At 70.4% G+C, this 26,404-nt stretch carries 22 protein-coding genes; 14 read left to right on the forward strand and 8 right to left on the reverse strand.

What is annotated here, in order from left to right; all coding sequences use genetic code 11:
- Positions 1-61: 61 nt before the first annotated feature.
- Complete coding sequence (locus ACGFSH_RS03135; protein ID WP_393344398.1) at positions 62-1,279, reverse strand: alpha/beta hydrolase; 1,218 nt, start codon at positions 1,277-1,279, stop codon at positions 62-64.
- 92 nt (positions 1,280-1,371) lie between these two features.
- Entirely contained in the window at positions 1,372-2,046 is a 675-nt protein-coding gene (locus ACGFSH_RS03140; RefSeq protein WP_393344401.1) for a TetR family transcriptional regulator, read from the reverse strand.
- 66 nt (positions 2,047-2,112) lie between these two features.
- Between ACGFSH_RS03140 and ACGFSH_RS03145 the strand changes: the two genes are divergently transcribed.
- Both ACGFSH_RS03145 and ACGFSH_RS03150 read left to right on the forward strand, forming a co-directional pair.
- Complete coding sequence (locus ACGFSH_RS03145) at positions 2,113-3,732, forward strand: DHA2 family efflux MFS transporter permease subunit (protein WP_393344403.1); 1,620 nt, start codon at positions 2,113-2,115, stop codon at positions 3,730-3,732.
- 268 nt (positions 3,733-4,000) lie between these two features.
- Positions 4,001-4,306 (forward strand): small hydrophobic protein, encoded by a 306-nt coding sequence (locus ACGFSH_RS03150; protein ID WP_393344405.1) that lies wholly within the window; start codon positions 4,001-4,003, stop codon positions 4,304-4,306.
- Between the two features lie 148 nt (positions 4,307-4,454).
- On the opposite strand, the gene ACGFSH_RS03155 is transcribed toward ACGFSH_RS03150, so the two are convergent.
- Both ACGFSH_RS03155 and aceE read right to left on the reverse strand, forming a co-directional pair.
- Positions 4,455-5,240 carry a potassium channel family protein gene (locus tag ACGFSH_RS03155; RefSeq protein ID WP_393344407.1) on the reverse strand — a complete coding sequence of 262 codons (786 nt, stop codon included), beginning with the start codon at positions 5,238-5,240 and terminating at the stop codon, positions 4,455-4,457.
- A gap of 81 nt (positions 5,241-5,321) precedes the next feature.
- Positions 5,322-8,069: a pyruvate dehydrogenase (acetyl-transferring), homodimeric type gene (aceE, locus tag ACGFSH_RS03160; protein WP_393344409.1), complete on the reverse strand. Its 2,748-nt coding sequence runs from the start codon at positions 8,067-8,069 to the stop codon at positions 5,322-5,324.
- Positions 8,070-8,486: 417 nt separating this feature from the next.
- Here aceE and ACGFSH_RS03165 point away from each other — a divergent pair, with 417 nt between their 5' ends.
- The 6 genes from ACGFSH_RS03165 (at position 8,487) to ACGFSH_RS03190 (ending at position 13,174) form a co-directional block, all read left to right on the forward strand.
- Positions 8,487-8,924 (forward strand): DUF3052 domain-containing protein, encoded by a 438-nt coding sequence (locus tag ACGFSH_RS03165; RefSeq protein WP_057583034.1) that lies wholly within the window; start codon positions 8,487-8,489, stop codon positions 8,922-8,924.
- 135 nt (positions 8,925-9,059) lie between these two features.
- Positions 9,060-9,518 carry a peroxiredoxin gene (locus ACGFSH_RS03170; protein ID WP_393344411.1) on the forward strand — a complete coding sequence of 153 codons (459 nt, stop codon included), beginning with the start codon at positions 9,060-9,062 and terminating at the stop codon, positions 9,516-9,518.
- Between the two features lie 171 nt (positions 9,519-9,689).
- On the forward strand, positions 9,690-10,265 hold the full coding sequence (locus tag ACGFSH_RS03175) for a calcium homeostasis/redox stress adaptation protein (protein ID WP_393344413.1): 576 nt from the start codon (positions 9,690-9,692) through the stop codon (positions 10,263-10,265).
- 127 nt (positions 10,266-10,392) lie between these two features.
- Complete coding sequence (locus ACGFSH_RS03180; RefSeq protein WP_329409429.1) at positions 10,393-10,968, forward strand: TerD family protein; 576 nt, start codon at positions 10,393-10,395, stop codon at positions 10,966-10,968.
- 201 nt (positions 10,969-11,169) lie between these two features.
- Positions 11,170-12,318 (forward strand): DUF475 domain-containing protein, encoded by a 1,149-nt coding sequence (locus ACGFSH_RS03185; protein WP_393344415.1) that lies wholly within the window; start codon positions 11,170-11,172, stop codon positions 12,316-12,318.
- 118 nt (positions 12,319-12,436) lie between these two features.
- Positions 12,437-13,174, forward strand: a complete 738-nt coding sequence (locus tag ACGFSH_RS03190; RefSeq protein ID WP_393345460.1) for a Tellurium resistance — start codon at positions 12,437-12,439, stop codon at positions 13,172-13,174.
- Positions 13,175-13,238: 64 nt separating this feature from the next.
- Here ACGFSH_RS03190 and ACGFSH_RS03195 read toward each other — a convergent pair whose 3' ends face one another.
- Positions 13,239-13,997, reverse strand: a complete 759-nt coding sequence (locus tag ACGFSH_RS03195) for a TerD family protein (protein WP_393344417.1) — start codon at positions 13,995-13,997, stop codon at positions 13,239-13,241.
- A 209-nt stretch (positions 13,998-14,206) separates the two neighbouring features.
- On the opposite strand from ACGFSH_RS03195, the gene ACGFSH_RS03200 reads away from it, so the two are divergent.
- The 3 genes from ACGFSH_RS03200 to ACGFSH_RS03210 are packed head-to-tail and all read left to right on the forward strand — an operon-like array spanning position 14,207 to position 18,725.
- Positions 14,207-15,370 carry an HpcH/HpaI aldolase/citrate lyase family protein gene (locus ACGFSH_RS03200; protein ID WP_393344419.1) on the forward strand — a complete coding sequence of 388 codons (1,164 nt, stop codon included), beginning with the start codon at positions 14,207-14,209 and terminating at the stop codon, positions 15,368-15,370.
- 26 nt (positions 15,371-15,396) lie between these two features.
- Positions 15,397-17,916: a phosphoribosyltransferase gene (locus ACGFSH_RS03205; RefSeq protein ID WP_393344421.1), complete on the forward strand. Its 2,520-nt coding sequence runs from the start codon at positions 15,397-15,399 to the stop codon at positions 17,914-17,916.
- Entirely contained in the window at positions 17,916-18,725 is an 810-nt protein-coding gene (locus ACGFSH_RS03210) for an HAD family hydrolase (protein ID WP_393344423.1), read from the forward strand. The genes ACGFSH_RS03205 and ACGFSH_RS03210 overlap by 1 nt, the downstream gene beginning before the upstream one ends.
- A 238-nt stretch (positions 18,726-18,963) precedes the next feature.
- Here ACGFSH_RS03210 and ACGFSH_RS03215 read toward each other — a convergent pair whose 3' ends face one another.
- On the reverse strand, positions 18,964-19,203 hold the full coding sequence (locus tag ACGFSH_RS03215; protein WP_393344425.1) for a zinc ribbon domain-containing protein: 240 nt from the start codon (positions 19,201-19,203) through the stop codon (positions 18,964-18,966).
- A gap of 285 nt (positions 19,204-19,488) precedes the next feature.
- On the opposite strand from ACGFSH_RS03215, the gene ACGFSH_RS03220 reads away from it, so the two are divergent.
- From ACGFSH_RS03220 to ACGFSH_RS03230, 3 genes are all read left to right on the forward strand, one after another.
- Positions 19,489-21,693, forward strand: coding sequence for a transglycosylase domain-containing protein (locus ACGFSH_RS03220; protein ID WP_393344427.1), 2,205 nt, complete (start codon positions 19,489-19,491; stop codon positions 21,691-21,693).
- Between the two features lie 49 nt (positions 21,694-21,742).
- Positions 21,743-23,026 (forward strand): hypothetical protein, encoded by a 1,284-nt coding sequence (locus ACGFSH_RS03225; protein WP_393344429.1) that lies wholly within the window; start codon positions 21,743-21,745, stop codon positions 23,024-23,026.
- Positions 23,027-23,149: 123 nt separating this feature from the next.
- Complete coding sequence (locus ACGFSH_RS03230) at positions 23,150-24,319, forward strand: amidase domain-containing protein (RefSeq protein WP_393344431.1); 1,170 nt, start codon at positions 23,150-23,152, stop codon at positions 24,317-24,319.
- Here the strand turns inward: ACGFSH_RS03230 and ACGFSH_RS03235 are convergent.
- Together ACGFSH_RS03235 and ACGFSH_RS03240 are read right to left on the reverse strand one after the other, a co-directional pair.
- A complete protein-coding gene (locus tag ACGFSH_RS03235; protein WP_393344433.1) occupies positions 24,307-24,888 on the reverse strand; it encodes a DUF4383 domain-containing protein in 582 nt (193 codons plus the stop codon). The two genes, ACGFSH_RS03230 and ACGFSH_RS03235, sit on opposite strands and share 13 nt — an antisense overlap.
- A 142-nt stretch (positions 24,889-25,030) precedes the next feature.
- Complete coding sequence (locus ACGFSH_RS03240; RefSeq protein ID WP_393344435.1) at positions 25,031-26,404, reverse strand: hypothetical protein; 1,374 nt, start codon at positions 26,402-26,404, stop codon at positions 25,031-25,033.

A 26,404-nucleotide genomic window follows, 5' to 3' on the forward strand; every position in this document is an offset into this window, starting at 1 on the left:
ATCGTATGCGTGACACCCATTCTTCGTCCCCTCCCCGCGCGCACCCGCAATTCCTGCGTCTCTACGCGCGTCCAGCCTCTGTCGTGTCGGTCAAACCCGCCGTGCAGGCGTCATCATCGTGGGCGCACTCCACCGAGCGGAACGCGCCGGTGCCGATCTCGGCGAAGTTGCGCAGGCTGTCCGTGCCCGGTTCGAAGTAGCCTCCGTGGCCGCGTGCCTCCCGCGCCGACAGCACGCGCGCGCCGAACTCCCGGGCCATCGGGTCCTCGCCGTGCCCGAGGCCGCCGACCTCCAGGTGCGGCACGTCCTGGATCCAGTCGTCGGCGTCGCGCATCGCCCACACGCGGGCGTCGGTGCCCAGCTCGGCCGCCTTGTCCACGCGCATCCCGGGGCTGCCGGCCACCGCGATGTCGCTGACCCGGCCCGGCGTGGAGCGCGCGGCGACCCCGCACACCACCGAGCCGTAACTGTGGCAGAACAGCGACACCGGCGTGCGGCCGGGCAGGGCGCCGAGCAGGGCGTTCAGCCGGACGGCACCGTTCCTGGCGCGCATCGCGGTGGCCGAGTCGATGCCCAGACCGTCGGGCGAGGTGTAGTCGGCCCAGGCGATCACGGCCGTGCGCTTCGACGGGCTCGCCTCGTGCTCGGCCGCGTACAGGGCCTGCGCCATGCCGACGGGCGCGGAGTACTTGCGGTTGGTGCGCTGGAAGGTGAGCAGGTCGGTGTCGACGCCGGGCACGATCACGGAGATCCGCTCGGCGTCGTCGAGCCTGCCGAACACCTCGGCGGCCCGGCCGGAGCCCTCCGGGTCGAAGGCGAGGATCTGCCGGTCCGCGGTGCTCAGTGCCTGGTAGCGGCGCATACGGCGGTCGGCCAGCTGCTGCCCGGCCGGGGTGAGCCGCCTGTCGTGCAGCCGCCTGCGCTCCAGCCGGATCTGCTCCTGGAGGGCGACGCGGTTGGCGCGGTAGCGCAACTCCACGGGGGCGCCGTTCATGTTGCCCACCGCGAGCGCGTAGTCGTGCGCGAGCGCGGTGCGCTGCGGAGCGGTCAACGCGGCGAAGAAGCGGGCGAGCCGGGCGGGGGCCGAGGCGGGGTCCGGCAGCCGCCGGCCGTCGATCCGGCCGTGCTCCCACGCCGTGCGCGAGTTCTGCAGGGCGGTGGCGTCCCGGTGCTGGTGCAGAGCGGTCCAGCCGGTGGTCGTCAGCATCACGAACACCACGGCCAGGGCGGCCAGCGCGCGCCAGACGTTGAGCTGAGGGGAGGTGTCGAAGGAAGTCACTGTAAGGACACACTAGGAGAACGAGAGGGTCTCGGGTGGATCAAGTGACACGGATCACGTTTCAACCGGGGGTCTAGTGGTCATGACCCCCTTCAGGCCTGCGCGAGCCTCCCGGACCCGCTCCCGGACGCCGCGGCCCGTTCCGGCTCCCGCCAGTCGCCCAGCAGCGCCGGTCCCAGCCCGTCGAGACACCGCGCCGTGAGCAGCCGGATCGCCTCCGGGTCCAGCTCCCCGCCCGCGGACCACCGGCGCTCCGCCGCCCGCATCGCCCCGCTGAACACGGCCACCGCCAGCCGGGGCCGCGGATCGGCGTCGACGTCGAGCCCCTCGCGCTCGGCGATCACCCGCGCCAGATCCTCCTCGATCTCCGCCGAGCGTCTCAGATGCGCGGCGAGCAGCACCGGCGTCTCCTCGATCACCCGGTACATGCGCAGATACAGCTCCACCGGGACCACGGACTCGACCACCTCGTTGATCGCGTACCAGCCCTCGACCACGGCACCGCGCAGCGCCCGCATCGGCGCCTCGCCCGGCGGGCGGTCGCGGACCGCCTCGACGAACCGGGCCACCGTCATCTCCACCAGGCCGAGCGCCGCCTCGTCCTTGCCGGCGAAGTAGCGGAAGAAGGTGCGCTGGGAGACGTCGACGGCCTCGGCGATCTCGTCGACGGTCGTCCCCTCGTAACCCTGGGACGTGAACAGCTCCGCGGCTGCCCGCAGCAGCGCGTCCCGGGTGCGCCGCTTCTTGCGTTCGCGCAGGGTGTCCATACGTGTCAGTTACCGACTTGTGAACTCGTTTGTCAATTGTCAGCGACTGTCACTAGCCTCGAACACATGACTAGTCAGACCGCGATCGACTCGACCGGCCCGGGGGGCGGGACGCCGGCGGACCCGACCCAGGGGCCGCCCGCCGAAGGGCTGCGCGGCCACCCGTGGCTCACCCTGCTCACCGTCGCCGTCGGCGTCATGATGGTGGCCCTCGACGGCACCATCGTGGCCATCGCCAACCCGGCCATCGCCAGCGACCTGGGCGCCACCTTCGCCGAGGTCCAGTGGATCACCAACGCCTACTTCCTGGCGCTGGCCGTCTCCCTGATCACCGCGGGCAAGCTCGGCGACCGCTTCGGCCACCGCCAGACCTTCCTCATAGGCGTCGTCGGCTTCGCCGCCGCCTCGGGCGCGATCGGCCTGTCCGACAGCATCGCGCTGGTGGTCGTCTTCCGGGTCTTCCAGGGCCTGTTCGGCGCCCTGCTGATGCCGGCCGCGCTCGGTCTGCTGCGCGCGACCTTCCCGGCGGAGAAGCTCAACATGGCCATCGGCCTGTGGGGCATGGTCATCGGCGCGTCCACCGCGGGCGGCCCGATCCTCGGCGGCGTCCTCGTCGAGCACGTCAGCTGGCAGTCCGTGTTCTTCATCAACGTGCCGGTCGGCGCCCTCGCCCTGGTCCTGGGTGTGCTCATCCTGCGCGACCACCGCGCCGAGAACGCCCCGCGCTCGTTCGACCTGCTCGGCATCGCCCTGCTCTCCGGCGCGATGTTCTGCCTGGTGTGGGCCCTCATCAAGGCGCCGGCCTGGGGCTGGGGCGACGGGGCGACCTGGGCGTTCGTGCTCGGCTCCGCGGTGCTCTTCGCCGCGTTCGCCTTCTGGGAGACGAAGGTCCGGGAGCCGCTGATCCCGCTGGCGCTGTTCCGCTCGGTCCCGCTGTCGGCGGGCGTGATCCTCATGGTCCTGATGGCCGTCGCGTTCCTGGGCGGCCTGTTCTTCGTGACGTTCTACCTCCAGAACGTGCACGGCATGAGCCCCATCGACGCGGGCCTGCACCTCCTCCCGCTCACCGGCATGATGATCGTCGGCTCCCCGCTCGCGGGCGCGCTGATCACCAAGCTCGGCCCCCGCATCCCGCTGGCCGGCGGCATGGTGGCCACCGCCGTCGCCATGTACGGCATGTCCACGCTGGAGACGGACACCGGCAGCGGCGTCATGTCGGTCTGGTTCGCCCTGCTGGGCCTCGGCCTCGCGCCGGTCATGGTCGGGGCCACCGAGGTGATCGTCGGCAACGCGCCCATGGAGCTGTCCGGCGTGGCCGGTGGTCTCCAGCAGGCGGCCATGCAGATCGGCGGCAGCCTCGGCACGGCCGTGCTGGGCGCCGTGATGGCCTCCAAGGTCGACAGCGACCTGCCGGTGAACTGGAAGGAAGCGGGCCTGCCCGCGCTCACCCCCGACCGGCTCGGCCAGGCGTCGGAGGCGGTCCAGGTCGGCGCGGCCCCGGTGGCCCCGGGCACGCCCCCGGCGATCGCCGCGAAGATCGCCGACGTCGCCCACGACACGTTCATCTCCGGCATGAGCCTCGCGTCCCTGGTGGCGTGCGGGGTCGCGGTGGTCGCCGTCGTCGTGGCGCTGTTCACCAAGCGCGGGCAGAACGCGGACGCGGGAGCCGGGGTGGGCCACATCTGAGGCCCCGCCCCGGAGGCTCCCGCCCGGCCCGCGGACCTGACGGGATCTCAACGAATTTCCCTCATCAGGGTGACAAGGCTAAAGGTTCCTCGCATCCGGCACGCGCCGCAGGTCACAGTTAGTCAAGCCCTCCGGATGGCAGGGCTGCCAGGGCCGCGGCGCGCTGCCGGAGGGGGACAGCGCGCCGACAGCCCGGCAACCACGGCGCATAGTCCGCGTGTCGGGGGTACCCGACCATCGAACCGCCCCGGATTCCAGGGAGTTGACGATGGCCGGTCTCGGAAACGGCGCCCGCAGGTACCCCCGCTCGAGTGGCCGCACGGGGTCACAGTCCGGGCCGGATCGCGCGACGCTCGGCATCATCGGCCTCGTCTGCGCGGTCGCCGGATTCTTCACGCTGGGGATCGTCCTCGGCCCCGCGGCGATCGTCTGCGGCTGGCTGGCCATGGGCCGCACCTGGGCGGGCTCCCGCCCGGTACCGGCCCTGGTCGCCGTCGTGCTCGGCGCCATCGACACACTGCTCGCGATCATCTGGCTGGCGGGCGCCACCGGATCGGGCAACGGACTGCTCTGACCCGCCGACCGCACTGACCGGCGGCGGCCCGCCGCGAGCTGCGGCCGCACCCCGCCCGGCGCCTCTGCCCGTTCAACCGCCCCCGCGGGCCGCGTCGCGCGGCCCGGCCGCCGCCTCCGTGTCTGTCCGGTCGCTTCACCCGGCCGCTTCACCCGGACGGTCCTCGGGTGGCCACCGACGACGCCCCGCAGGCGTCGTCCCGCAGCGCCGCGACCTCTCGCCGCAGCGCGCGCACCTCCTCCGTCAGCGCCAGGATCGCCTCCGTACGGGCGCGTTCCTCGATGTCGTCCTTCTCGAACCGCTCGATGAACCACGCCGCGATGTTCGCGGTCACCACACCGAGCAGCGCGATCCCGGAGAGCATCAGCCCGACGGCGATGATCCGCCCCAGACCGGTGGTCGGCGAGTGGTCTCCGTACCCCACGGTCGTCATCGTCGTGAACGACCACCACAGGGCGTCACCCAGTGTGCGGATGTTCCCGTCCGGCGAATCCCGCTCGACCGACAGCACGGCGAGCGAACCGAACATCAGCAGCCCGACGACGGCCCCCACGACGTACGTCGTCATTCGGATCTGCGAGGCCATCCGGGCCCTCCGCCCCACCAGCAGCAGCGTCGAGACCAGCCGCAGCAGCCGCAACGGCTGGAGCACCGGCAGGATCACCGCGCACAGGTCCAGCCAGTGTGTGCGCACGAACGCGCGCCGCTCGGGAGTCAGCGCCAGCCTGACCAGGTAGTCCAGGGCGAACGCCCCCCACACCGACCACTCGACCGCGGTGCACGCCCGCGTCAGCGCGTGCCCGGCCGAGGCGTCCACGATCGGTACGGCGTACGCGACGGCGAACACCACGGTGAGGGACAGCAACGGCCGCTGTGTCCACTGCTCCCACCGGTCCTGCCACTCACACCGGCTCCGGGCCGTCGCCTTGCGCATGTCCGCATCGTAAAGAACGCGTAAGGGGCGGGGGGCCGCAAGCCCCACCGCCCCTCACGCGCGGCTCACCGCCGGTGGCCGCTACGCGTCGCCCCCGGCGACCCCCGGGTCCGCCGCCGACGCGTCCAGCAGCTGGTAGCGGTCGATGGCCTGCTTGAGCAGCGACCGGTCGATCCGGCCCTCCTTGGCCAGTTCGGTGAGCACGCCGACGACCACCGACTGCGCGTCGATGTGGAAGAACCGGCGGGCCGCGCCGCGGGTGTCGGCGAAGCCGAAGCCGTCCGCCCCCAGCGACTGGTACCGGCCGGGCACCCAGCGGGCGATCTGGTCCGGCACCGACCGCATCCAGTCCGAGACGGCCACGAACGGCCCCTCGGCCCCGGCCAGCTTGCGCGTCACGTACGGCACGCGCTGCTCCTCCTCCGGGTGCAGCAGGTTGTGCCGCTCGACCTCGACGGCCTCGCGCCGCAGCTCGTTCCAGGAGGTCGCCGACCAGACGTCCGCCCGGACGTCCCATTCCTCGGCGAGGATTCTCTGCGCCTCGACGGCCCACGGCACCGCCACGCCGGAGGCGATGATCTGCGCCGGAATCGAGCCCGAGACGCCCTCGCTGAACCGGTGGATGCCCTTGACGATGCCCTCGGCGTCCACGTTCTCCGGCTCGGCCGGGTGCTGGATGGGCTCGTTGTAGACGGTCAGGTAATAGAAGACGTCCTCGCCGTGCGGGTGCCCGGGCGAGCTGCCGTACATCCTGCGCAGCCCGTCCTGCACGATGTGCGCGATCTCGAACCCGTAGGCCGGGTCGTAGGCGACGCAGCCCGGGTTCGTCGAGGCCAGCAGCTGCGAGTGGCCGTCCGCGTGCTGAAGGCCCTCGCCGGTCAGCGTCGTACGGCCGGCGGTCGCGCCCAGGACGAAACCGCGCGCCAGCTGGTCCGACATCTGCCAGAACTGGTCACCGGTGCGCTGGAAACCGAACATCGAGTAGAAGACGTAGACCGGGATCAGCGGCTCGCCGTGGGTGGCGTACGCCGAGCCCGCGGCGATCAGCGACGCCGTGCAGCCGGCCTCCGAGATGCCGTCGTGCAGCATCTGCCCCGTGGGCGACTCCTTGTAGGCGAGCAGCAGCTCACGGTCCACCGACTCGTACTGCTGGCCGAGCGGGTTGTAGATCTTCGCACTCGGGAAGAAGGAGTCCATGCCGAACGTGCGGTACTCGTCCGGCGCGATCAGCACGAACCGCTTGCCGAGTTCCTTGTCCCGCATGAGGTCCTTGAGCAGCCGTACGAACGCCATGGTCGTGGCGATCGACTGCTGACCCGAACCCTTCTTCACGGTCGCGTACGTCTTGTCGTCCGGCAGTGCGAGCGGCTTCGAGCGCACGACACGGGTCGGCACATAGCCGCCGAGGCCCTTGCGGCGGTCGTGCATGTACTGGATCTCTTCCGAGTTCCGGCCGGGGTGGAAGTACGGCGGGAGGCCGCTGTCCAGCTCCTTGTCGGAGATCGGCAGGTGCAGCCGGTCCCGGAAGCCCTTGAGGTCGGCGACCGTCAGCTTCTTCATCTGGTGCGTGGCGTTGCGGCCCTCGAAGTTCGGGCCCAGCGTCCAGCCCTTGACCGTCTTGGCCAGGATGACCGTCGGCTGGCCGGTGTGCTCCACGGCCGCCTTGAAGGCCGCGTAGATCTTCTTGTGGTCGTGACCGCCGCGGCCCAGGTGCAGGATCTGGTCGTCGGTCATGCCCTCGACCATCGCGCGCAGCCGCTGGTCGTCGCCGAAGAAGTGGTCGCGGATGTAGGAGCCGGACTCGGTGGCGTACGTCTGGAACTGGCCGTCCGGAGTGGTGTTCATCCGGTTGACGAGGATGCCGTCGCGGTCCTGGGCCAGCAGCGGGTCCCAGGAGCGGTCCCAGATCAGCTTGATCACGTTCCAGCCGGCGCCGCGGAAGACCGACTCCAGTTCCTGGATCACCTTGCCGTTGCCGCGCACCGGGCCGTCGAGCCGCTGGAGGTTGCAGTTGACGACGAAGGTCAGGTTGTCCAGGCCCTCGCGGGCGGCGATGGTGAGCTGGCCGAGCGACTCCGGCTCGTCCATCTCGCCGTCGCCGAGGAACGCCCACACGTGGGACTTCGACGTGTCGGCGATCCCGCGCGCGTGCATGTAGCGGTTCATCCGCGCCTGGTAGATCGCGCCGATCGGGCCGAGGCCCATCGACACCGTCGGGAACTCCCAGAAGTCCGGCATCAGCCGCGGATGGGGGTACGAGGACAACCCGTGCGGCGCCTTCGACTTCTCCTGGCGGAACGCGTCGAGGTTCTCCTCGCTGAGCCGGTCGAGCAGGAACGCGCGCGCGTAGATGCCCGGCGAGGCGTGGCCCTGGAAGAAGACCTGGTCGCCGCCGTCGCCCTCGTCCTTGCCGCGGAAGAAGTGGTTGAAGCCGACGTCGTACAGGGACGCCGAGGAGGCGAAGGTGGCGATGTGACCGCCCACGCCGATGCCCGGGCGCTGGGCCCTGGACACCATCACGGCCGCGTTCCAGCGGGTCGCGTTGAGGATCTTGCGCTCGATCTCCTCGTTGCCCGGGAAGAACGGCTCGGCCCTGGTGGGGATGGTGTTGACGTAGTCCGTGCTGCGCATCTCGGGCACGGCCACGCGCTTCTCGCGGGCCCGCTCGATCAGGCGCAGCATGAGGTAGCGGGCCCGCTCCCGGCCGCGCTCGTCGATCGCGGCGTCGAGGGAGTCGAGCCACTCCTGGGTTTCCTCGGGATCGAAGTCAGGAACCTGACTCGGAAGGCCGCCAATGATGATCGGGTTGCGATCGGATCCGGAAGCCACGCTGTTCCTTACCTGTCAGAGGGGCTGTGTGGGGCTGTATGGGGCAGTGCGGGGGTGTTTTCACTCGCCGGGGGCTCTCGCCGGCGTCAAGCTGCTTCTCCGGTAGCTGCACCGCCCCCCATCGTGTACCTAGGGGCCGCAAACGTCATCTCTACCCCGAGGTAACCGGCACCCGTTCGAATCTCGTACCCTTGGATGGTTCTCAAATACGCAAACAGGGCAGATAGGTGTGGTGTGCATCACCATTCGTCCGCATCGAGTGCCTGAAGTTGCGTCGACACGGCCAGGATCGTCACCGTTTCGGCGGTCCGAACCGCCGGGTACTTGCGCGATCCGTCCCGCCCGTGTGGACTACGGCCAATGCTTCGCGCACGCGCGTGGCTGAGACATTCCCACATCATGATCAGGAGGCAACCCGTGAGCGCGACCGCGGACCACGCGGAGGAGCGGACCAGCCCTGCCGTCAGGCTGGGTTTCCAGCCCGAGCAGGTGGTCCAGGAGATCGGCTACGACGACGACGTCGACCAGGAGCTCCGCGAGTCCATCGAGGAAGTCATCGGCAGCGATCTGGTGGACGAGGACTACGACGACGTCGCCGACGCCGTAGTGCTCTGGTTCCGCGACGATGACGGAGACCTGACGGATGCGCTGGTGGACGCCACCACGTACATCGAAGAAGGCGGGTCGATCCTCCTCCTGACGCCGAAGACCGGCCGTACGGGATACGTGGAGCCGAGCGACATCTCCGAAGCCGCGACGACTGCGGGTCTGTCGGCCAGCAAGAGCGTCAGCGTGGGCAAGGACTGGAGCGGCAGCCGGCTGGTGACGCCCAAGGCGGCCAAGTCCAAGAAGTGACGTCCGAGGAGTGACGTCCCAGAAGTGACCGCGTCCGGACGGGCCGGGTCCCAGCGACCCGGCCCGTCCGTCGCTCCCGGTGATCGCTGCGTAGGCTGGTCTCACCCAGACAGCCCATGAAGGGACATCCAGGCGATGGCGATCCAGGTCGGCGACAAGGCCCCCGACTTCGAGCTCAAGGACAACCACGGCCGGGACGTGAGGCTCTCCGACTTCCGGGGGAGCAAGAACGTGATCCTGCTCTTCTATCCCTTCGCGTTCACCGGCGTGTGCACGGGCGAGCTGTGCGAGGTGCGCGACAACCTGCCGAAGTTCGCCGACCGCCAGACCGAGGTGCTGGCCGTCTCCAACGACTCCATCCACACCCTGCGCGTCTTCGCCGAGCAGGAGGGGCTGGAGTATCCGCTGCTCAGCGACTTCTGGCCGCACGGCGAGGTCTCCCGCGCCTACGGCGTGTTCGCCGAGGACAAGGGCTGCGCGGTGCGCGGCACCTTCGTCATCGACAAGGAGGGCGTCGTGCGCTGGACGGTCGTCAACGCGCTGCCGGACGCCCGTGACCTGGGCGCGTACGTGAAGGCGCTCGACACCCTCTGACAGCGCCGGGCGGGGCCCGCGCGCCCGGGTCGCGGCGCGCGGATCCCGACACCCTGGGATTCTTCGGGTGCGGGGCCTGCGTAGTGCGGGAACCCGTCACTAGGATCGACTCGTTGATCCGATATCCAACGCACGACGGGGCCCCCGCCCCAGGACACCAATGGAGGACTCGTGGGAGTCAGCCTCAGCAAGGGCGGCAACGTTTCGCTGACCAAGGAGGCCCCGGGCCTGACCGCGGTCATCGTCGGTCTGGGGTGGGACGTGCGCACCACGACCGGCACGGACTTCGACCTGGACGCCAGCGCGCTGCTGCTGAACAGCTCGGGCAAGGTCGGCAGCGACGCCAACTTCGTCTTCTTCAACAACCTCAAGAGCCCCGACGGCTCGGTCGAGCACACCGGTGACAACACCACCGGTGAGGGCGAGGGCGACGACGAGGCGATCAAGGTGAACCTCGCCGCCGTCCCGGCCGACGTCGAGAAGATCGTCTTCCCGGTCTCCATCTACGACGCCGAGAACCGCCAGCAGTCCTTCGGGCAGGTCCGCAACGCGTTCATCCGCGTCGTGAACCAGGCCGGCGGCGCCGAGATCGCCCGCTACGACCTCAGCGAGGACGCGTCGACGGAGACCGCCATGGTCTTCGGCGAGCTGTACCGGCACGGCGCCGAGTGGAAGTTCCGCGCCATCGGCCAGGGCTACGCGTCGGGCCTGCGCGGCATCGCGCAGGACTTCGGCGTCAACGTCTGAGCCGCAGGGCCGAACCACCCGACCGTCCGCTCCGTCCGGCGCCGCACCGTTTACGGTCGGCGCCGGACGCGCAGGACATCCAAGAGGCAGCACAGCACCGGGCACCACCTAGGGGAGGACCAGCAACATGGGCGTCACGCTCGCCAAGGGAGGCAACGTCTCCCTGTCCAAGGCCGCGCCGAACCTCACTCAGGTGATGGTCGGACTCGGCTGGGACGCGCGCTCCACCACCGGAGCCCCCTTCGACCTGGACGCCAGCGCCCTGCTGTGCACCAACGGGAGGGTGATGGGGGACGAGTGGTTCGTCTTCTACAACCAGCTCACCAGCCCGGACGGCTCGGTCGAGCACACCGGCGACAACCTCACCGGCGAGGGCGAGGGCGACGACGAGTCGCTCCTGGTGAACCTCCCCAAGGTGCCGCCGCAGTGCGACAAGATCGTCTTCCCGGTCTCCATCCACATGGCCGACGAGCGGGGGCAGACCTTCGGCCAGGTGGCCAACGCCTTCATCCGCGTCGTCAACCAGGCCGACGGCCAGGAACTCGCCCGCTACGACCTCAGCGAGGACGCGAGCACGGAGACCGCCATGATCTTCGGCGAGCTCTACCGCTACCAGGGCGAGTGGAAGTTCAGAGCCGTGGGACAGGGGTACGCGTCCGGACTGCGGGGCATCGCTCTCGACTTCGGGGTGAACGTCTCCTAGGGCCCAGGAGCGCTCCTGAGTGCTCGGGACGGTGCGGCGCCCCGGCTACCGGCCGGTACGGGACCTCCTGTGCCGCACGTAACGGTCGACCCTTAGACTCAGCACCTCAAAGTCAACGTTTCGTAAAGCCGAGTACGGCGCGGGGAGGCCCTCCCCCCGGACACCGTCCGGGAGGACCCCCAATACACGATTGGGTAGCCAGTGCTTCTGAAAACCTTCGGCTGGTCGTTCGCGATCACCGCGCTCGGCCTCGTGGCGGCGGGCTTCTACGGGGGGTGGGAGGCGCTCGGCATCGTGGCGATCCTCTGCATCCTGGAGATCTCGCTGTCGTTCGACAACGCGGTGGTCAACGCCGGGATCCTGAAGAAGATGAACGCCTTCTGGCAGAAGATCTTCCTCACGGTCGGCGTCCTGATCGCCGTCTTCGGCATGCGGCTGGTCTTCCCCGTCGTCATCGTCGCCATCAGCGCCAAGATCGGTCCGATCGACGCGGTGGACCTGGCGCTGAACGACAAGGACAAGTACCAGCAGCTCGTCACCGACGCCCACCCGTCGATCGCCGCCTTCGGCGGCATGTTCCTGCTGATGATCTTCCTGGACTTCATCTTCGAGGACCGGGACATCCAGTGGCTGCGCTGGATCGAGCGTCCGCTCGCCAAGCTGGGCAAGGTCGACATGCTGTCGGTCTGCATCGCGCTGATCGTCCTGCTGATCACCGCCTTCACCTTCGCCACCCACGCCCACCAGCACGGCGGCGCGCACGTCGACAAGGCGCAGACGGTCCTGATCTCCGGCATCGCCGGTCTCATCACGTACATGGTCGTCGGCGGTCTCTCCGGCTACTTCGAGGACAAGCTCGAGGAAGAGGAGGAGCGCGAGCACGAGGAGGAGGAAGAGGCCGCGCGCAGCGGGAAGAAGCGCTCGCCCGTCGTCCTCGCCGGCCAGGCCGCCTTCTTCATGTTCCTCTACCTCGAGGTCCTGGACGCGTCCTTCTCCTTCGACGGCGTGATCGGCGCCTTCGCCATCACCAACGACATCGTCCTGATGGCCCTCGGCCTCGGCGTCGGCGCCATGTACGTCCGGTCGCTCACCGTGTACCTGGTCCGCCAGGGCACCCTCGACGACTACGTCTACCTGGAGCACGGCGCCCACTACGCGATCGGCGCCCTCGCCGTCATCCTCATGGTCACCATCCAGTACCAGATCAACGAGGTCATCACCGGCCTCGTCGGCGTCGTCCTGATCGCCTGGTCCTTCTGGTCCTCCGTGCGCCGCAACAAGGCGCTGGCAGCGGCAGAGGGAAAAGCCCAGGGCACGGACGAGAAGACTGAGGTCTCGTCCGGGGTGTGACCGCCCGCCCGATGAGGAACGCTCTGAACGGGGCGGCCGTTGCGGACACTGTCCTGCACGCGGCCGCCCCGTCGGTTGTGTCCCGGCGAACGCCGTGGACGTGGATGTGGGGGCGGGAATGGGCTTCTTCGACGGGATCCTGGGCAGCAGGGCGGCCGACTTCGACTCGGGCAGCGCGGCCACCAACGCGATAGAGCTGACCAAACGGCATCACACGGTGTCCCTCACCAAACAGGGCGCCGCCACCGGCAACCTGCGGGTGAACCTGGCCTGGCGGATGCGCACCTCCGACATCGGCGGGCCGCAGCGCGAGAGCCTGCTGCGCCATCCGTTCAAGGCGCTGCGGCCCCCGGAGGTCGTCGGGCACAGCCAGAGCATGGTCAACGTCGACCTCGACCTCGGCTGCCTGTACGAGCTGGCCGACGGCACCAAGGGCGTCGTCCAGCCGCTGGGCGGCCTGCTGGGGGACGTCAACGCGCCGCCGTACGTGAAGCTGAGCGGCGACGACCGCTTCGGGTCGGCGTCCGGCGAGACGATGTACGTCAACCTCGACCACCGCGAGCAGATCAAGCGCCTCCTCGTCTTCGTCTACATCTACGACCAGACGCCGGCGTTCGACCGCACGCACGCGATCGTCACCCTCTACCCGAGCAACGGGCCGCGTATCGAGATCGGCCTCGACGAGCGGCATCCGCAGGCCCGCTCGTGCGCGGTGGTGATGATCGAGAACGTCAAGGAAGAGCTGATCGTGCGGCGCGAGGTGCGCTTCGTCTACGGCTTCCAGGGCGAGCTGGACCGGCTCTACGGCTGGGGGCTCCAGTGGGGGCGGGGCTACAAGGCGAAGGCCGACAGGTGACGCCCGCAAGCGCCGGCTCCCCGGCCCGCGCCGAGGCGGGCGGGCCGCACGCCGCCCCGGCGGCTCACCGGCCGATGAACTGCGGGCCCTGCGGGGGCAGCCGGAAGGCGCCGTCCGGATAGCCGTAGCCGTACGTCGGCAGACTCGCCGGATAGCCGTAGGACGGCTGCTGCTGGGGCACGGCCGCGGCCGGGCGCTCCGGCGGCAGCGGCTGGGCGGTGGTCGGCGGCGTCTGCGGCGTCTGCTGGGCCTGGGCCGGCGTCGGGTCGGCGGCGGCCTCCTCCGACTCGTCCACCGAGATCCCGAAGTCGGTGGCCAGGCCCTTGAGGCCGTTGGAGTAGCCCTCGCCCAGCGCGCGGAACTTCCAGCCCTCCCCGCGCCGGTACAGCTCGCCGCAGATCAGGGCCGTCTCCTCGCCCGTCTCGGGCCGGATGTCGAAGGTGGCCAGGGGCTCGACGTCGGCCGCCGCGTCGTACAGCAGGATGCTGAGGGAACGTACGCGGTCGAACGTGACGCCGTCCGCCGAAGCGACCAGCAGGATCTGGCCGACGCCGGACTCGACACCGGAGAGATCCGTCTGGATGGTGTCGGTGAGGCCCTCGGCGACGCGCTTCTTGCCGAGCCGCCACACCTTCCCCGACGGATGGCGGGGCTGGTTGTAGAAGACGAAGTCCTCGTCGGAGCGCACACGGCCGTCGAGCCCGAGGAGCAGCGCCGAGACGTCGACGTCCGGGACCCCCTGCCCGGGGGTCCAGCGCAGCACGGCGCGTACCGTGGTGGCTTTCAGCGGGACGTTCGACCCCTTCAGCATCGCGTGCGTCATGCGGTCATCCTGCCTTCTCGGGCCTGCTCACGACAATGCGGGGTACCCGGGTGCCCCGCACGCGACCGTACGGGTGTGTGCGCGACTGTGCGTGCCCGGGTTACCTGAAATTCATCACCGGTGGGAACCCGGGACACGGATCCCTACGTACTATTACCGGCCACCTCTTGCCGAATCCATCGCCTCACCTTGCATCATGGGGGAGCTTCATGCGTCATTTCGGGCACCTCGCCCCTGAGGTGCGGCATCGCCTCTTCCACCGGGAGCCGTGCGTCTTCGACGCCGGCTCCCCGGCCAGGCTGCTCTCCGCCGCCCTGGGCGCCACGCTCTACAGCCCGGCCACACGGCCCCGGCTGGCGGACGACATCGTCAAGCAGACCGGGCGCGGCGTCGTGTCGATGGTGCTGTGCCTGGAGGACTCCATCGGCGACGAGGACGTCGAGGCCGGCGAGGAGAACCTCGTCCGGCAGTTCGCCGACCTCGCCTCCCGCGGCGCGGACCTGCCGCTGCTCTTCATCCGGGTACGCACCCCCGAGCAGATCCCGGACCTCGTCCGGCGCCTGGGGGACACCGCCGCCCTGCTCAGCGGATTCGTCTTCCCGAAGTTCACCGAGGAGCGCGGCATCCCCTTCCTGGAGGCCCTGGCGGGCGCCGAGGCGGCGAGCGGGCACCGGCTGTTCGGCATGCCCGTGCTGGAGACGCCGGAGCTGATGTACCGCGAGTCGCGCGTGGACGTCCTCGAGGGCATCGCCCGCGCCGTGGAGAAGTACCGCAGCCGGGTCCTCGCCCTGCGCCTGGGCGTGACCGACTTCTGCTCCTCGTACGGGCTGCGCAGAGCGCCCGACATGACCGCCTACGACGTCCAGATCGTCGCCTCCGTGATCGGCGACGTCGTGAACATGCTGGGCCGCGCCGACGGCACCGGGTTCACCGTGACCGGGCCGGTCTGGGAGTACTTCCGGGTCCCCGAGCGCATGTTCAAGCCGATGCTGCGGCACAGCCCCTTCCTGGAGGGGCAGGCCGTCGAGCTGCGCGAGAGACTGATCGAGCACGCGATGGACGGGCTGCTGCGTGAGATCTCCCTCGACCACGCCAACGGTCTGCTCGGCAAGACCTGCATCCATCCCTCGCACGTGCCGGCCGTGCACGCGCTGTCCGTGGTCAGTCACGAGGAGTACAGCGACGCGGCGGACATCCTGCGGCCGGAACGCGGCGGTGGGGGTGTACTGCGGTCGCAGTACACGAACAAGATGAACGAGGTGAAACCGCACCGCGCCTGGGCCGAGCGCACCATGCTCCGCGCGGAGGTCTTCGGCGTCGCCCACGAGGACGTCAGCTTCGTCGACCTGCTCGCCGCCGGCATACCCGGCTGACCACCCACCTCATCCACAAGGGACGCATGAACAACGCAGTGAACAACGGGCCCGACGACGCGATCTGGTCCGGGACCTGGGTCGCGGAGCGGCTCGGTGTCGAGCTCGTCGGCGACGACACGCTGACCGACCTGCTGGGACTGGCGCTGCGCCGCAACCCCAAGCGTGCGCATCTGCTGGTCTCCCACGTGCTCGGCAAGCACATCCCGCAGTCCCCGTCCGTCGTGCACGGACACGGCTTCGCGCTGGGCCGCCGGGTCCGCGAGCTCCTGGGCGACCGGGAGGCGGCCCGCGCGGTCGTCCTCGGCTACGCGGAGACCGCCACCGGCCTCGGCCACTGCGTCGCCGACGGCCTCGGCTCCGCCCCCTACCTGCACTCCACCCGCCGTCCCGTCACGGGCGTCGTCACGGCGGGCGGCTTCGAGGAGTCCCACTCCCACGCCACCTCCCATCTGCTGCTCCCCGAGGACCCGACGCTGCTGGTCGGGGACGGCCCGCTGGTCCTCGTCGACGACGAGTTCTCCACCGGCAACACGGTCCTGAACACGATCCGGGCCCTGCACGAGCGCTATCCGCGCCGGCGCTACGTCGTCGTCGCCCTCGTCGACATGCGCTCGGCGGACGACGCGGGCCGGCTCGCCGCGTTCGCCCGCGAGATCGGCGCCCGGGTGGACCTGATCGCCACCGCCTCCGGCACCGCCCGCCTGCCCGAGGACGTGCTGGCGAAGGGCCGGGAGCTGGTCGCCCGGTACGAGGGCGACGCGGGCGGTGACCGGCCGTCCGCGGGGGAGCCGGGCGCCGACGCCGGGTCCGGCCGCGCCCGGCCCGCGCCCGGCCACGTCACCCGCGTCGACCTGCTCTGGCCCCGCGGCCTTCCCGACGGCGGCCGGCACGGCTTCACCCCGCGCCACCGCAGCCGCCTGGAGACCGCCCTGCCCGCGATGGCCGCGAGGCTCGCCGAGGCGATACCGAAGGACGCCTCCCGCGTCCTCGTCCTGGGCTTCGAGGAGCTGATGTACGCCCCCCTGCGCCTCGCCCGGCAGCTGGAGGAGAGCGTCCCCGCCGAGGTCCGCTACTCGACCACCACCCGCTCGCCGGTGCTCGCGGTCGACGACCCCGGCTACGCGATACGCAGCCGCATCGTCTTCCCGGCCCACGACGACCCGGCCGACGGCCCCGGCGAGCGCTACGCCTACAACGTCGCGGGCAACGGCTTCGACGCCGTCGTCGCCGTCGTGGACTCCGTGGCCGACACCCCGGAGCTGCACGCCCCCGACGGCCTCCTGGCCCGGCTCGCCGCGCACACACCGCACGTCGTCCTCGCGGTCGTCCCCTCGTACGTCCCCGAGCCGCTGTACGCAGCCGCCCCGTCTGAAGAGAGACCCGCCATGCTGCCCGAGCCCCTCCGCGGCCCCGCCTTCTCCTCGTACGCGCCCGAGGAGGTCGGCTGGCTGCTCCAGGACCTCTCGGACGTCACGCTGGAGGCGCCGACCGAGGAGCGCGAGGAGGCCATCCAGGCCGGCGGCGCCCACTACGCCGAGTCGCTGCCCGTCGAGTACCAGCCCAGCGAGCAGTACCAGCAGCTCTTCCACGCCGCCCTGGAGACCTCCGCGGCGCGGATCGCGCAGGCCGTGGGCGTCGTCACGGACACCGTGATCGCCGAGCGGTCGCCCAGGCCTGTCCTGGTCTCGCTGGCCCGGGCCGGCACCCCCGTCGGCGTGCTGATGCGCCGCTGGGCGCAATTCCGGCACGGACTCGACCTGCCGCACTACGCCGTGTCGATCGTGCGCGGCCGGGGCATCGACGCCAACGCGCTGCGCTGGCTGGCCGCGCACCACGACCCGCGGGACGTCGTCTTCGTGGACGGCTGGACCGGCAAGGGCGCGATCACCCGGGAACTGGCCGCGGCGGTCGAGGAGTTCGAGGCGGGCGGTGGCGCGGCCGGTTTCGACCCGGAGATCGCGGTGCTGGCCGACCCCGGCTCGTGCGTGCGCACCTACGGCACCCGCGACGACTTCCTCATCCCGTCCGCGTGCCTCAACTCGACCGTGTCGGGGCTCGTCTCGCGGACCGTGCTGCGGGCCGACCTGGTCGGACCGGACGACTTCCACGGCGCGAAGTTCTACCGCGAGCTGGCCGGCGCGGACGTCTCGGCGGACTTCCTGGACGCCGTCGCCGCCCGCTTCCCGGAGGTGGCCGACGCCGTCGACGGCGCGGTGAAGGAACTGCTGGCCGGCGACCGCACACCGAGCTGGGAGGGCTGGGCGGCGGTCGAGCGGATCAGCGAGGAGTACGGCATCCACGACGTGAACCTGGTCAAGCCGGGCGTCGGCGAGACCACCCGGGTGCTGCTGCGCCGCGTGCCGTGGAAGATCCTGGCGCGGGCCGGGGCGGGCCCCGACCTGGACCATGTGCGCCTGCTCGCGGAGCAGCGGGGCGTGCCGGTCGAGGAGGTCGGCGACCTGCCGTACACCTGCGTGGGCCTCATCCACCCGCGGTTCACCCGCGGCGCGACCGGCGCCGACGGCCGGGCGGTGACGGTCTGATGCCGGTTCTGGTGGCGAGCGACCTCGACCGGACGCTCATCTACTCGGCGGCCGCCCTGTCGCTGACCATGCCGGACGCCCGCGCGCCGCGGCTGCTGTGCGTGGAGGTGCACGAGGCGAGGCCGCTGTCGTTCATGACGGAGACGGCCGCGCAGCTGCTGACCGACCTCGGCGACACGGCCGTGTTCGTCCCGACGACCACCCGCACGCGCAAGCAGTACCAGCGCATCAACCTGCCGGGCCCGCCGCCGAAGTACGCGATCTGCGCCAACGGCGGCCATCTCCTCGTGGACGGGGCGACCGACCAGGACTGGCACGCGTCGGTGCTGGCACGGCTGGCCGCCGAGTGCGCGCCGCTCGCCGAGGTGCAGGAGCACCTGACGAGGACCGCCGACCCGCTCTGGCTGCGCAAGCAGCGGATCGCCGAGGACCTCTTCGCCTATCTGGTCGTGGAGCGCGAGCTGCTGCCCGAGGAGTGGGTGAAGGAGCTGGGGGCCTGGGCGGAGAACCGCGGCTGGACGGTGTCCTTGCAGGGCCGCAAGATCTACGCGGTGCCCAAGCCGCTGACCAAGAGCGCGGCCGTGCACGAGGTGGTCCGCCGTGCCGGCGCCGAACTGACGCTGGCGGCCGGGGACTCGCTGCTCGACGCCGACCTGCTGCTGGCCGCCGACCGGGGCTGGCGTCCGGGGCACGGCGAGCTGGCCGACGCGGCCTGGACGGCTCCGCAGATCACCGCACTGCCCGAGCGGGGCGTGCTGGCCGGCGAGCGCATCCTGCGGGAGTTCCTCAAGGGCTCACGGCTCGGCTAGGGCCTGTCGTCTGGATCAGCGTGCAGGGTGCCGGCGGGGCTTGTCGATGCCGGTGAGCGGGGGCTGGTGCGTGCGGCTGCAAGGCGGAGGAGGGCGTCGACGCGGAGCGTCGACAACTGACGACAACGCCGCAGACGTGCGTGCCGGCCCCCGCGTCTGCGCGGTGGTCCAAACGACAGGCCCTGGGGCCGGGCCGACCGGCTAACGGCCGCCCGCTCCGGGCCTCGCCGGGAGCGGGTCAGCCGCAGCAGCCGCCTCCGCAGCAGCCGCCCCCGCCTCCGCCGCCCCCGCCTCCGCCGCCCGCGCCGGGCGCGGGTGCGGGGGCGGACCGGGTGCCGCCCACCGCGACCGTCGAGAGAAGCTTCACTGTGTCGTCGTGTCCGGCCGGGCAGGCGGCGGGATCGGCGGACTGCGCCATGGGACGGCTCAGTTCGAAGGTGTCGCCGCAGGTCCGGCAGCGGTACTCATAGCGAGGCATGCCGTCAGACTAAGGCCCTATGCTCGGTGGGGGCGTCAGCAGTTTGACCTCTGTTCACTTCTGTCGATTTCTTATGTGGAGAATTTGCGAAGGGCGCTGGTAATTTGAGAGCGCCGTGTTGAACCCCGAGGTCGGGAGGGTTCGAGGATTGCGGCCGCGTCAACGGCAACCATGTCAGGCCCTCGTAAGTCTGTACGTCTGCCCGCGAGCAACACGAAATGCGGAGGGAGACGCGTAGTGACCCGTACGGGGCAGGGGGAGGAGCCCCAAGAGCCGGATGCCACCATGCAGTTGAAGGTCCCCGACTCTTTCAAGCCGGACGAGACCATGCAACTGCGGGTATCGGATATTCCGGCGGTGCCGGACATGTCCGATGAGGGCGCCGACGAGAAAGCGCGTTCTTCCAAGAACAGGCGCAAAGCCCCTCGACTCTCCCCCTTTGTCCGTGTCTGGGCTGTTCTGGGGCCTCGACTGGCCCCGCTCGTCGCCGCTCTGACGCCGTATGTGGCTCGTCTCACACCGTACGCCCGCAAACTGCGCCCGCTGTACCCGCGCCCCGGCCGCACCGACTGGCGGCGCTGGATACCCTCCTGGCGCCAGAGCCTCGGCGGCGTCCTCGCGTCCATAGGACTCAGCGGCATGTTCCTCGTCGTGGCCTACGCGGCCACCGACGTCCCGGACAACCTCAACACGTACGCCACCCAGCAGGACAACGTGTACTTCTGGGCCGACGGCACGCCGATGGCCCGCACCGGCTGGGTCCAGCGCCAGGCCATGCCGCTGAAGGACATCCCCGAGGACGTCCGCTGGGCGGTGCTCGCCGCCGAGAACGCCAGTTTCTACAGCGACCCCGGCATCTCCTTCAAGGGCATCAGCCGCGCCCTGTTCCGCACGCTCGGCCAGGGCGACACCCAGGGCGGCTCGACGATCACCCAGCAGTACGTCAAGAACGTCTACCTCAACCAGAACCAGACGGTGAGCCGCAAGTTCACCGAGGCGATGATCGCCCTCAAGCTCGACAACCAGATGAGCAAGGACGACATCCTCGAGGGCTACCTCAACACCAGCTGGTTCGGCCGCGGCACCTACGGCATCCAGCGAGCCGCCCAGGCCTACTACGGCAAGGACGTCAGCGAGCTGAACGCCAGCGAGGCGGCCTTCCTCGCCTCCCTGCTCAAGGGCGCCGGCCTCTACGACCCCACCCTCGGCCCCGCCAACCGCGCCCGGGCCGTCGAGCGCTGGTCGTGGACCCTTGACCGGATGGTCGACATCGGCAAGCTGTCCAAGGCCGAGCGCGCCAAGTACACCAAGTTCCCCGAGCCGCTCAAGTCCAACCCGCTGTACGACACCGGCCAGCAGAGCGACTACCTGGTGGAGCTGGCCTCCCAGTACGCCAAGAAGGCCGGGCACATCTCCGACAAGGACTACGACCTCGGCGGCTACCAGATCTACACGACGTTCGACAAGAACCGTGAGGCCCAGCTCACCGCCGCCGTCACCAAGGCCCGCAAGAAGGCCCTGAGGGACGACCCGAAGAACGCCAAGGACGCCCACTTCGGCGCCTCCTCGGTGGCCTCCGACGGACGGATCCTCGCCGTCTACGGCGGCCCCGACCACCGCACGCAGGGCTTCAACGAGTCCAACGCCACCACCGTCCCCGCCGGCTCGGCCTTCCAGCCGTTCGTCTACGCGGCCGGCCTGGAGCACGGCGTCCACAAGACCCGCGACGGCGACACCGAGACCGTCACCGGGCAGACGCTCTACAACGGCGACAACCTGGTGCCCGTCACCACGCCCGAGGGACCGTACTGGGACCGCAGCGGCCGCAAGGCTGCCGCCAAGAACGACGGCGGCAAGTCGTACGGGCGGATCTCCCTGCACCGCGCGCTGGCGCTCTCCGTCAACACGCCCTTCATGCAGCTCGGCATGGACACCGGCCTCGACGTGGTGCGCTCCACCGCGGAGCGCTCCGGGCTGCTGCCGTCCAGCTTCGGCGCCCAGGTGCCCGCACTGTCCACGGGCAGCGCCACGCCCAGCGCGATCCGCATGGCGAGCGGCTACTCCACCTTCGCGGCCGGCGGCAAGCACACCGAGCCCTACTCGGTGCGCCTGATCACCAAGAACGGCACGAAGCTCGTCCTGGAGGCGCCCGCCGCGAGCCGGGCGTTCGGCGCCGACGCGGCCGAGGAGGTCAACTCCGCCCTCGCGGACTCCTTCCGCACCGCCCACCCGGACGACGTGCCCGCCTCGCAGGCGCAGTCCGGCCGCACCGGGTCGCTCGGCCAGGTCACCGGCAAGGCGGGCACCACCCAGAACGACACCGCCGCCTGGTACGTCGGCACGGCCAAGACCGTCTCCACGGCGGTCGTCGTCTACCGCATCGACCTCGGCAAGAGTCTCGAACCGCTTCCCCTGAAGGGCATCGCCGGCACGACCGACGACAACGTTCCGTACGGCATCTGGTCAGGTGCCATGAGCCCGCTCGGCTGACCACCGACCCGGGCACCCGCGCCCCCGAACCCCGGAGAATGATCCGCACATGAAGTCACCGTCGGGCCGCCGCCGCAAGGCCGTGGCAACGCGCCGCCCCGCCGCCACGCACCCGGGGTTCCTGACGCTGGCCGCGCTCCTCGTCGTCGCGTCCCTGGTGGGCGGGTACCTGGTGCTCAACCGCACCTCCAACACCCAGCCGACCGCGTCCGCGGGGGACAGCAAGAAGGCGTCGGCGGGGACCGGCAAGGAGCCGAAGTGGGACGGCAAGACGCATGTCCTGGGGGACGGTTCCACCTCGTACACGGGCCCGCAGACGGGACAGCTCAAGCCCGTCCCGCTCAAGCCCGGTGAGAAGCCGCCCCAGTTCGTGGTGTTCTCCTGGGACGGCGCGCTACAGGGCGACGACGGCCTCTTCGAGCACTACCGCAAGATGGGCGAGCAGTACAACGCCGACATGACCTTCTTCCTCACGGGCATCTACCTGCTGCCCAAGAGCAAGAAGGACCTGTACTCCCCGCCCCAGCACCCGGTCGGCTCGGCCGCGATCAGCTTCCCGACCGACGAACACATCCGCACCACGCTGGAGCAGCTCGGCGAGGCGTGGAAAGAGGGCAACGAGATCGGCACCCACTTCAACGGCCACTTCTGCGGAGCCAAGGGCGGCGGCTTCTGGAGCGTCGACGAGTGGAAGTCCGAGATCGACCAGTTCTTCAAGTTCGTGGAGAACTGGAAGACCAACACCGGTTACAAGGACATCCCGCCGCTGCCCTTCGACTTCAAGAAGGAGGTCGCCGGCGGCCGGGCGCCCTGCCTGGAGGGCCAGGCGAACCTCCTGAAGGCCGCCAAGGCCTACGGCTGGCGCTATGACGCCAGTTCCTCGGGCGACTTCCAGATCTGGCCCGCGAAGAAGGACGGCCTGTGGGACTTCCCGCTCCAGGCCCTCCCGTACGACGGCGGCAAGTACCAGGGCCTGTCCATGGACTTCAACTTCCTGGCCAACCAGTCCGACGGCGAACCCTCGGGCGACCCCGCCAAGTACCCGCAGTGGGAGCAGCAGACGCTCGACGCCTACATGGCGGGCTTCAACCGGGTCTACTACGGCAGCCGGGCCCCGCTGTTCATCGGCAACCACTTCGAGGAGTGGAACGGCGGCATCTACATGAAGGCCGTCGACGAGGTCATCAAGAACGTGTGCGTCAAGAAGGACGTCAAGTGCGTGTCCTTCAAAGAGCTTTCCGACTGGATGGACGTCCAGTCGCCCGCCACGCTGGAACGGCTGCGCAGCCTGGATCCGGCACAGAATCCCGACTGGTCGACAGTCGTGAAGTGACCCACCCCGGGGGCGGCGGCGACGTGACCAAACCTCAACCGCTCCCCCCTTCACACGAGCCACACACCCCGTGCAAAGATGCCCTCCCGGCATCCCTTCGCCGGGGCAAGAGGGGAAACACCAGTGAAGTCAAGGAAATTGAGCGGCACGCGCCGCCGCGTCACGATACTCGGGGCAGCCGCGACCTCGGTCGTCGCCGGAGTCGCCCTGCTGCCCAACTGGTCCGCGGGCGCCGCGGTCGTCGACGACCCCACGGTCGACGCGCAGACCAAGGCCACCTTCCAGCGGCTCGCCGACGCGGTCTTCACCGACCGCACGGACGCGCTGGTCACCGGCGCCCAGGGCGGCCGGTCCAAGCCGCTGACCCACGCCTTCTCCGGCGACGTCAAGCTGTCCTCCGGCACGGCCCGCACCGAGGACGCGACCCTGTCCTCGCTCGGACAGCGCAAGAACAAGCTGGCCAAGGCCGGTGAGAAGTACAGCAAGGCCTCCACCACCGTCACCCTGAACGCCACCCGCGTCACGGGCCGCACGGCCAAGGCGGACGTCACCGAGACCACGACCCTGACGTACGCGCAGGCCCGCGGCAGCGCGCCCAGGTCGACCGGGTTCCAGGCCACGCACGAGCTGACGTTCAAGGCCGACCGCCACGGCAACTGGCAGCTCACCACGATCCGCGACACCGACCAGGGCGGTCTCGCGGTGAACACGCTGTCCAAGCCGGTCTCGGTCAAGACGGCGACCACCGACGACACCATGCCGAACGCCCCGCGGGCCGCCACCACCCGCAACCCGGCCGCCGTCCCGAAGACCGGCACCGCCTACGACTACAAGGGGATGGCGGCGTACGCCGAGAAGTACGTGTACACGTACAACAAGGACTACCCGGACTTCAACAACCACACGGCCGGCGGCGACTGCACCAACTTCGTCAGCCAGTCCCTGAAGGCCGGCGGCTGGAAGCACGTCCCGGGCTACGTGTACGACTACACCAAGTGGTTCGGCAACGCCGACATCCAGTCGGACTCGTTCGTCGGCGTCAACGAGTGGTCCTGGTTCGCGCAGAACTCCAAGCGCACCACCCCGCTCGCCAACGTCTACCAGCTGGAGGTCGGCGACGTCCTCCAGATGGACTTCGACCGCGACGGGTCCAAGGACCACACGATGATCGTCACCGCCAAGAGCAACGGCGTGCCGTACGTGACGTACCACTCGAACAACACCCTGCGCCGGTCGGTGTCGAGCCTCGTCTCGTCGTACCCGACCGCGTACTTCTACGCCTACCGCACCTGATCCGACGACGGGGGCGACGACGGAGGCCAGTTCTCCCGGAGCTCCCGGTGGCGGTCCTGCTGCTGCGCGGCATCGGGGTGGCGGGACCGCCAGTAGGGGTTGTCGTGCGGCAGGGCGGACCCCACCCTGCCGTACATCCCGAAGACCATCAGCAGGATCCCGATCACGAAGCTGAGCATGCAGTTCTGGATCTCGAAGGCCAGGAAGTTGTAGTCCGTCTGCAACAGGGCCATGTTCAGGAATCCGCTGAGGATGAACAGGACGCCGAGGGTCATGTTCAGCGTGGACGCGAAGTTCCCGCCGATCACCATCCCCACGAAGAGCAGCAGCCCCACGGCCACCGACAGCCAGCTGAGCGCGCCGTTGGTGTTGAGGCTCCACACCTCGTCCCCGCCGGTGTCGAAGAAGCCGATCTTGTCGATGATGCCGAAGATCCCGAAGACGAGCAGACCCAGGCCCATCAGCCCGGCGCCGATCCGGTAGACCAGGTTGAGCCGGTGGTCGAGCGGCAGATGGTCGTCGAACCGGATACGCCGCCTCGACTCGGAACGCACCGCGTGTGTCGCCATCTCCGCCTCCCGGAGGGTGAGACAAGCCGGCGTGGAACATGCCGACGAGGCCGTACCCCACTCAATATCCGCCCGTCGAGCGCGACGGGCAACGCAGCGGGACGACCCGCGGCGACGATGCGCCGTCCGGCCCTTGCGGCCGTCAGTGTCCGGCGCCGCGCTCCTCGCGAATACGGGCCACCACGTCGGCCGCCTCCCGCCGGACGGCCTCCGTCTCCGTCAGGAAGTGCCAGTAGTCGGGGTGGCGGCCCTCCAGCGCGCCGATCGCCCGCTCCAGCCGCGCCACCGCGTCGTCCAGCGGACGCGCGTGCCGCGGATCGGGCGTGTTGCGGCCCGCCATGGCCAGCCGCTGGGCGTCCCGGATCGCGAACCTGGTCCGGTCGATCTCGGCCTGTGGATCCTTCTGGACGGCGTTCAGCCTGGCCAGCCGGTCACCGGCGGCCGACACCGCCTCGTCGGTGGTGTTCAGCAGGGCCCGCGCCGTCGACAGCAGCGAGGTGGCGTCCGGCCACCGCTGGGCGTCGCGCGCCGCCTGCGCCTCCTTCAGCTTGGCCTCGGCCTGCCGCACGTGCTCCCCGGCCTGGTCGGGCACATGCTGGAGGTCCTGCCAACACGCGGCCGAGAAGCGCCGCCGCAGCTCGCTCAGGATCGGCTCCACCTGCTCCGAGCGGGTCGTCAGCGCCTGCGCGCGGGTGCGCAGCGACACCAGCCGGTGGTCGGTCTCGGCTGCCCGCTCGGGCAGCCGCCCGGCCTCCGCGCGGACCGCCTCGGCCTCCCGCGAGACCCGCTCCGCCCGCTCCAGGGTGAGCGCCACCCCGTGCCGGCCCGCGCCCTCGTTCAGCTTCGTCAGCTCGGGCGCCAGCGCCGCCAGCCGTGCCGCGAGGTCGTCCGCCCGCAGCCCGCTCGCCCGCACCGCGTCCAGCGCGTCCGACGCGCCCAGCAGCGCCTGCCGGGCCCGCTCCACGGCGGGCGCGAGCCGGGCGAGCTGGGTCTCCGCCTTGCCGAGCAGCGGACCGAGCCCCTCGGTGAAGCGGTCCAGCTCCCGCTTGACCCGCACCAGCTCGTCCTTGGCGCGGGTCAGCTGCGCGCGCGCCTGGGAGGCCGCGGCGGCCTCCAGGTCGTCCCGGTCGAGGTCGTGGGCGTCGACGGCGTCGATGTACTGGGTGCTGACCTCGTCGATGCGCCTGCCGACGGCCTCGAAGTCGGACACCGCGCGACGGGCCGCCGGGGTGTCGTCGACGGCCCTGATCGTCTCGATGGAGATCCGCAGGTCGCGCTGGGCGCTGTCCAGCTCGTAGAACGCGGTCGCCGCCGCGTCCTTCGCGGCCTGGGCCTCGGCCCGCTGGCCTTCGGCGCGGCCGCCGAACCAGCGCCGGGTGCCGCCGCCGGCGAACGCGGCGGGCAGCGCGAGGGCGAGCACGAGCGGGAGCGCGACGAGGGTGAGGACGTCTCCCGGGGCGCGGGTGCGTGCGCGCGGCTTCGACGGCGAATCCCGCTGCGATGCTGTCGCCGTCAC

Origin of the sequence: Streptomyces sp. NPDC048481 (assembly GCF_043200075.1) — a bacterium.
Taxonomy (GTDB): Bacteria; Actinomycetota; Actinomycetes; order Streptomycetales; family Streptomycetaceae; genus Streptomyces.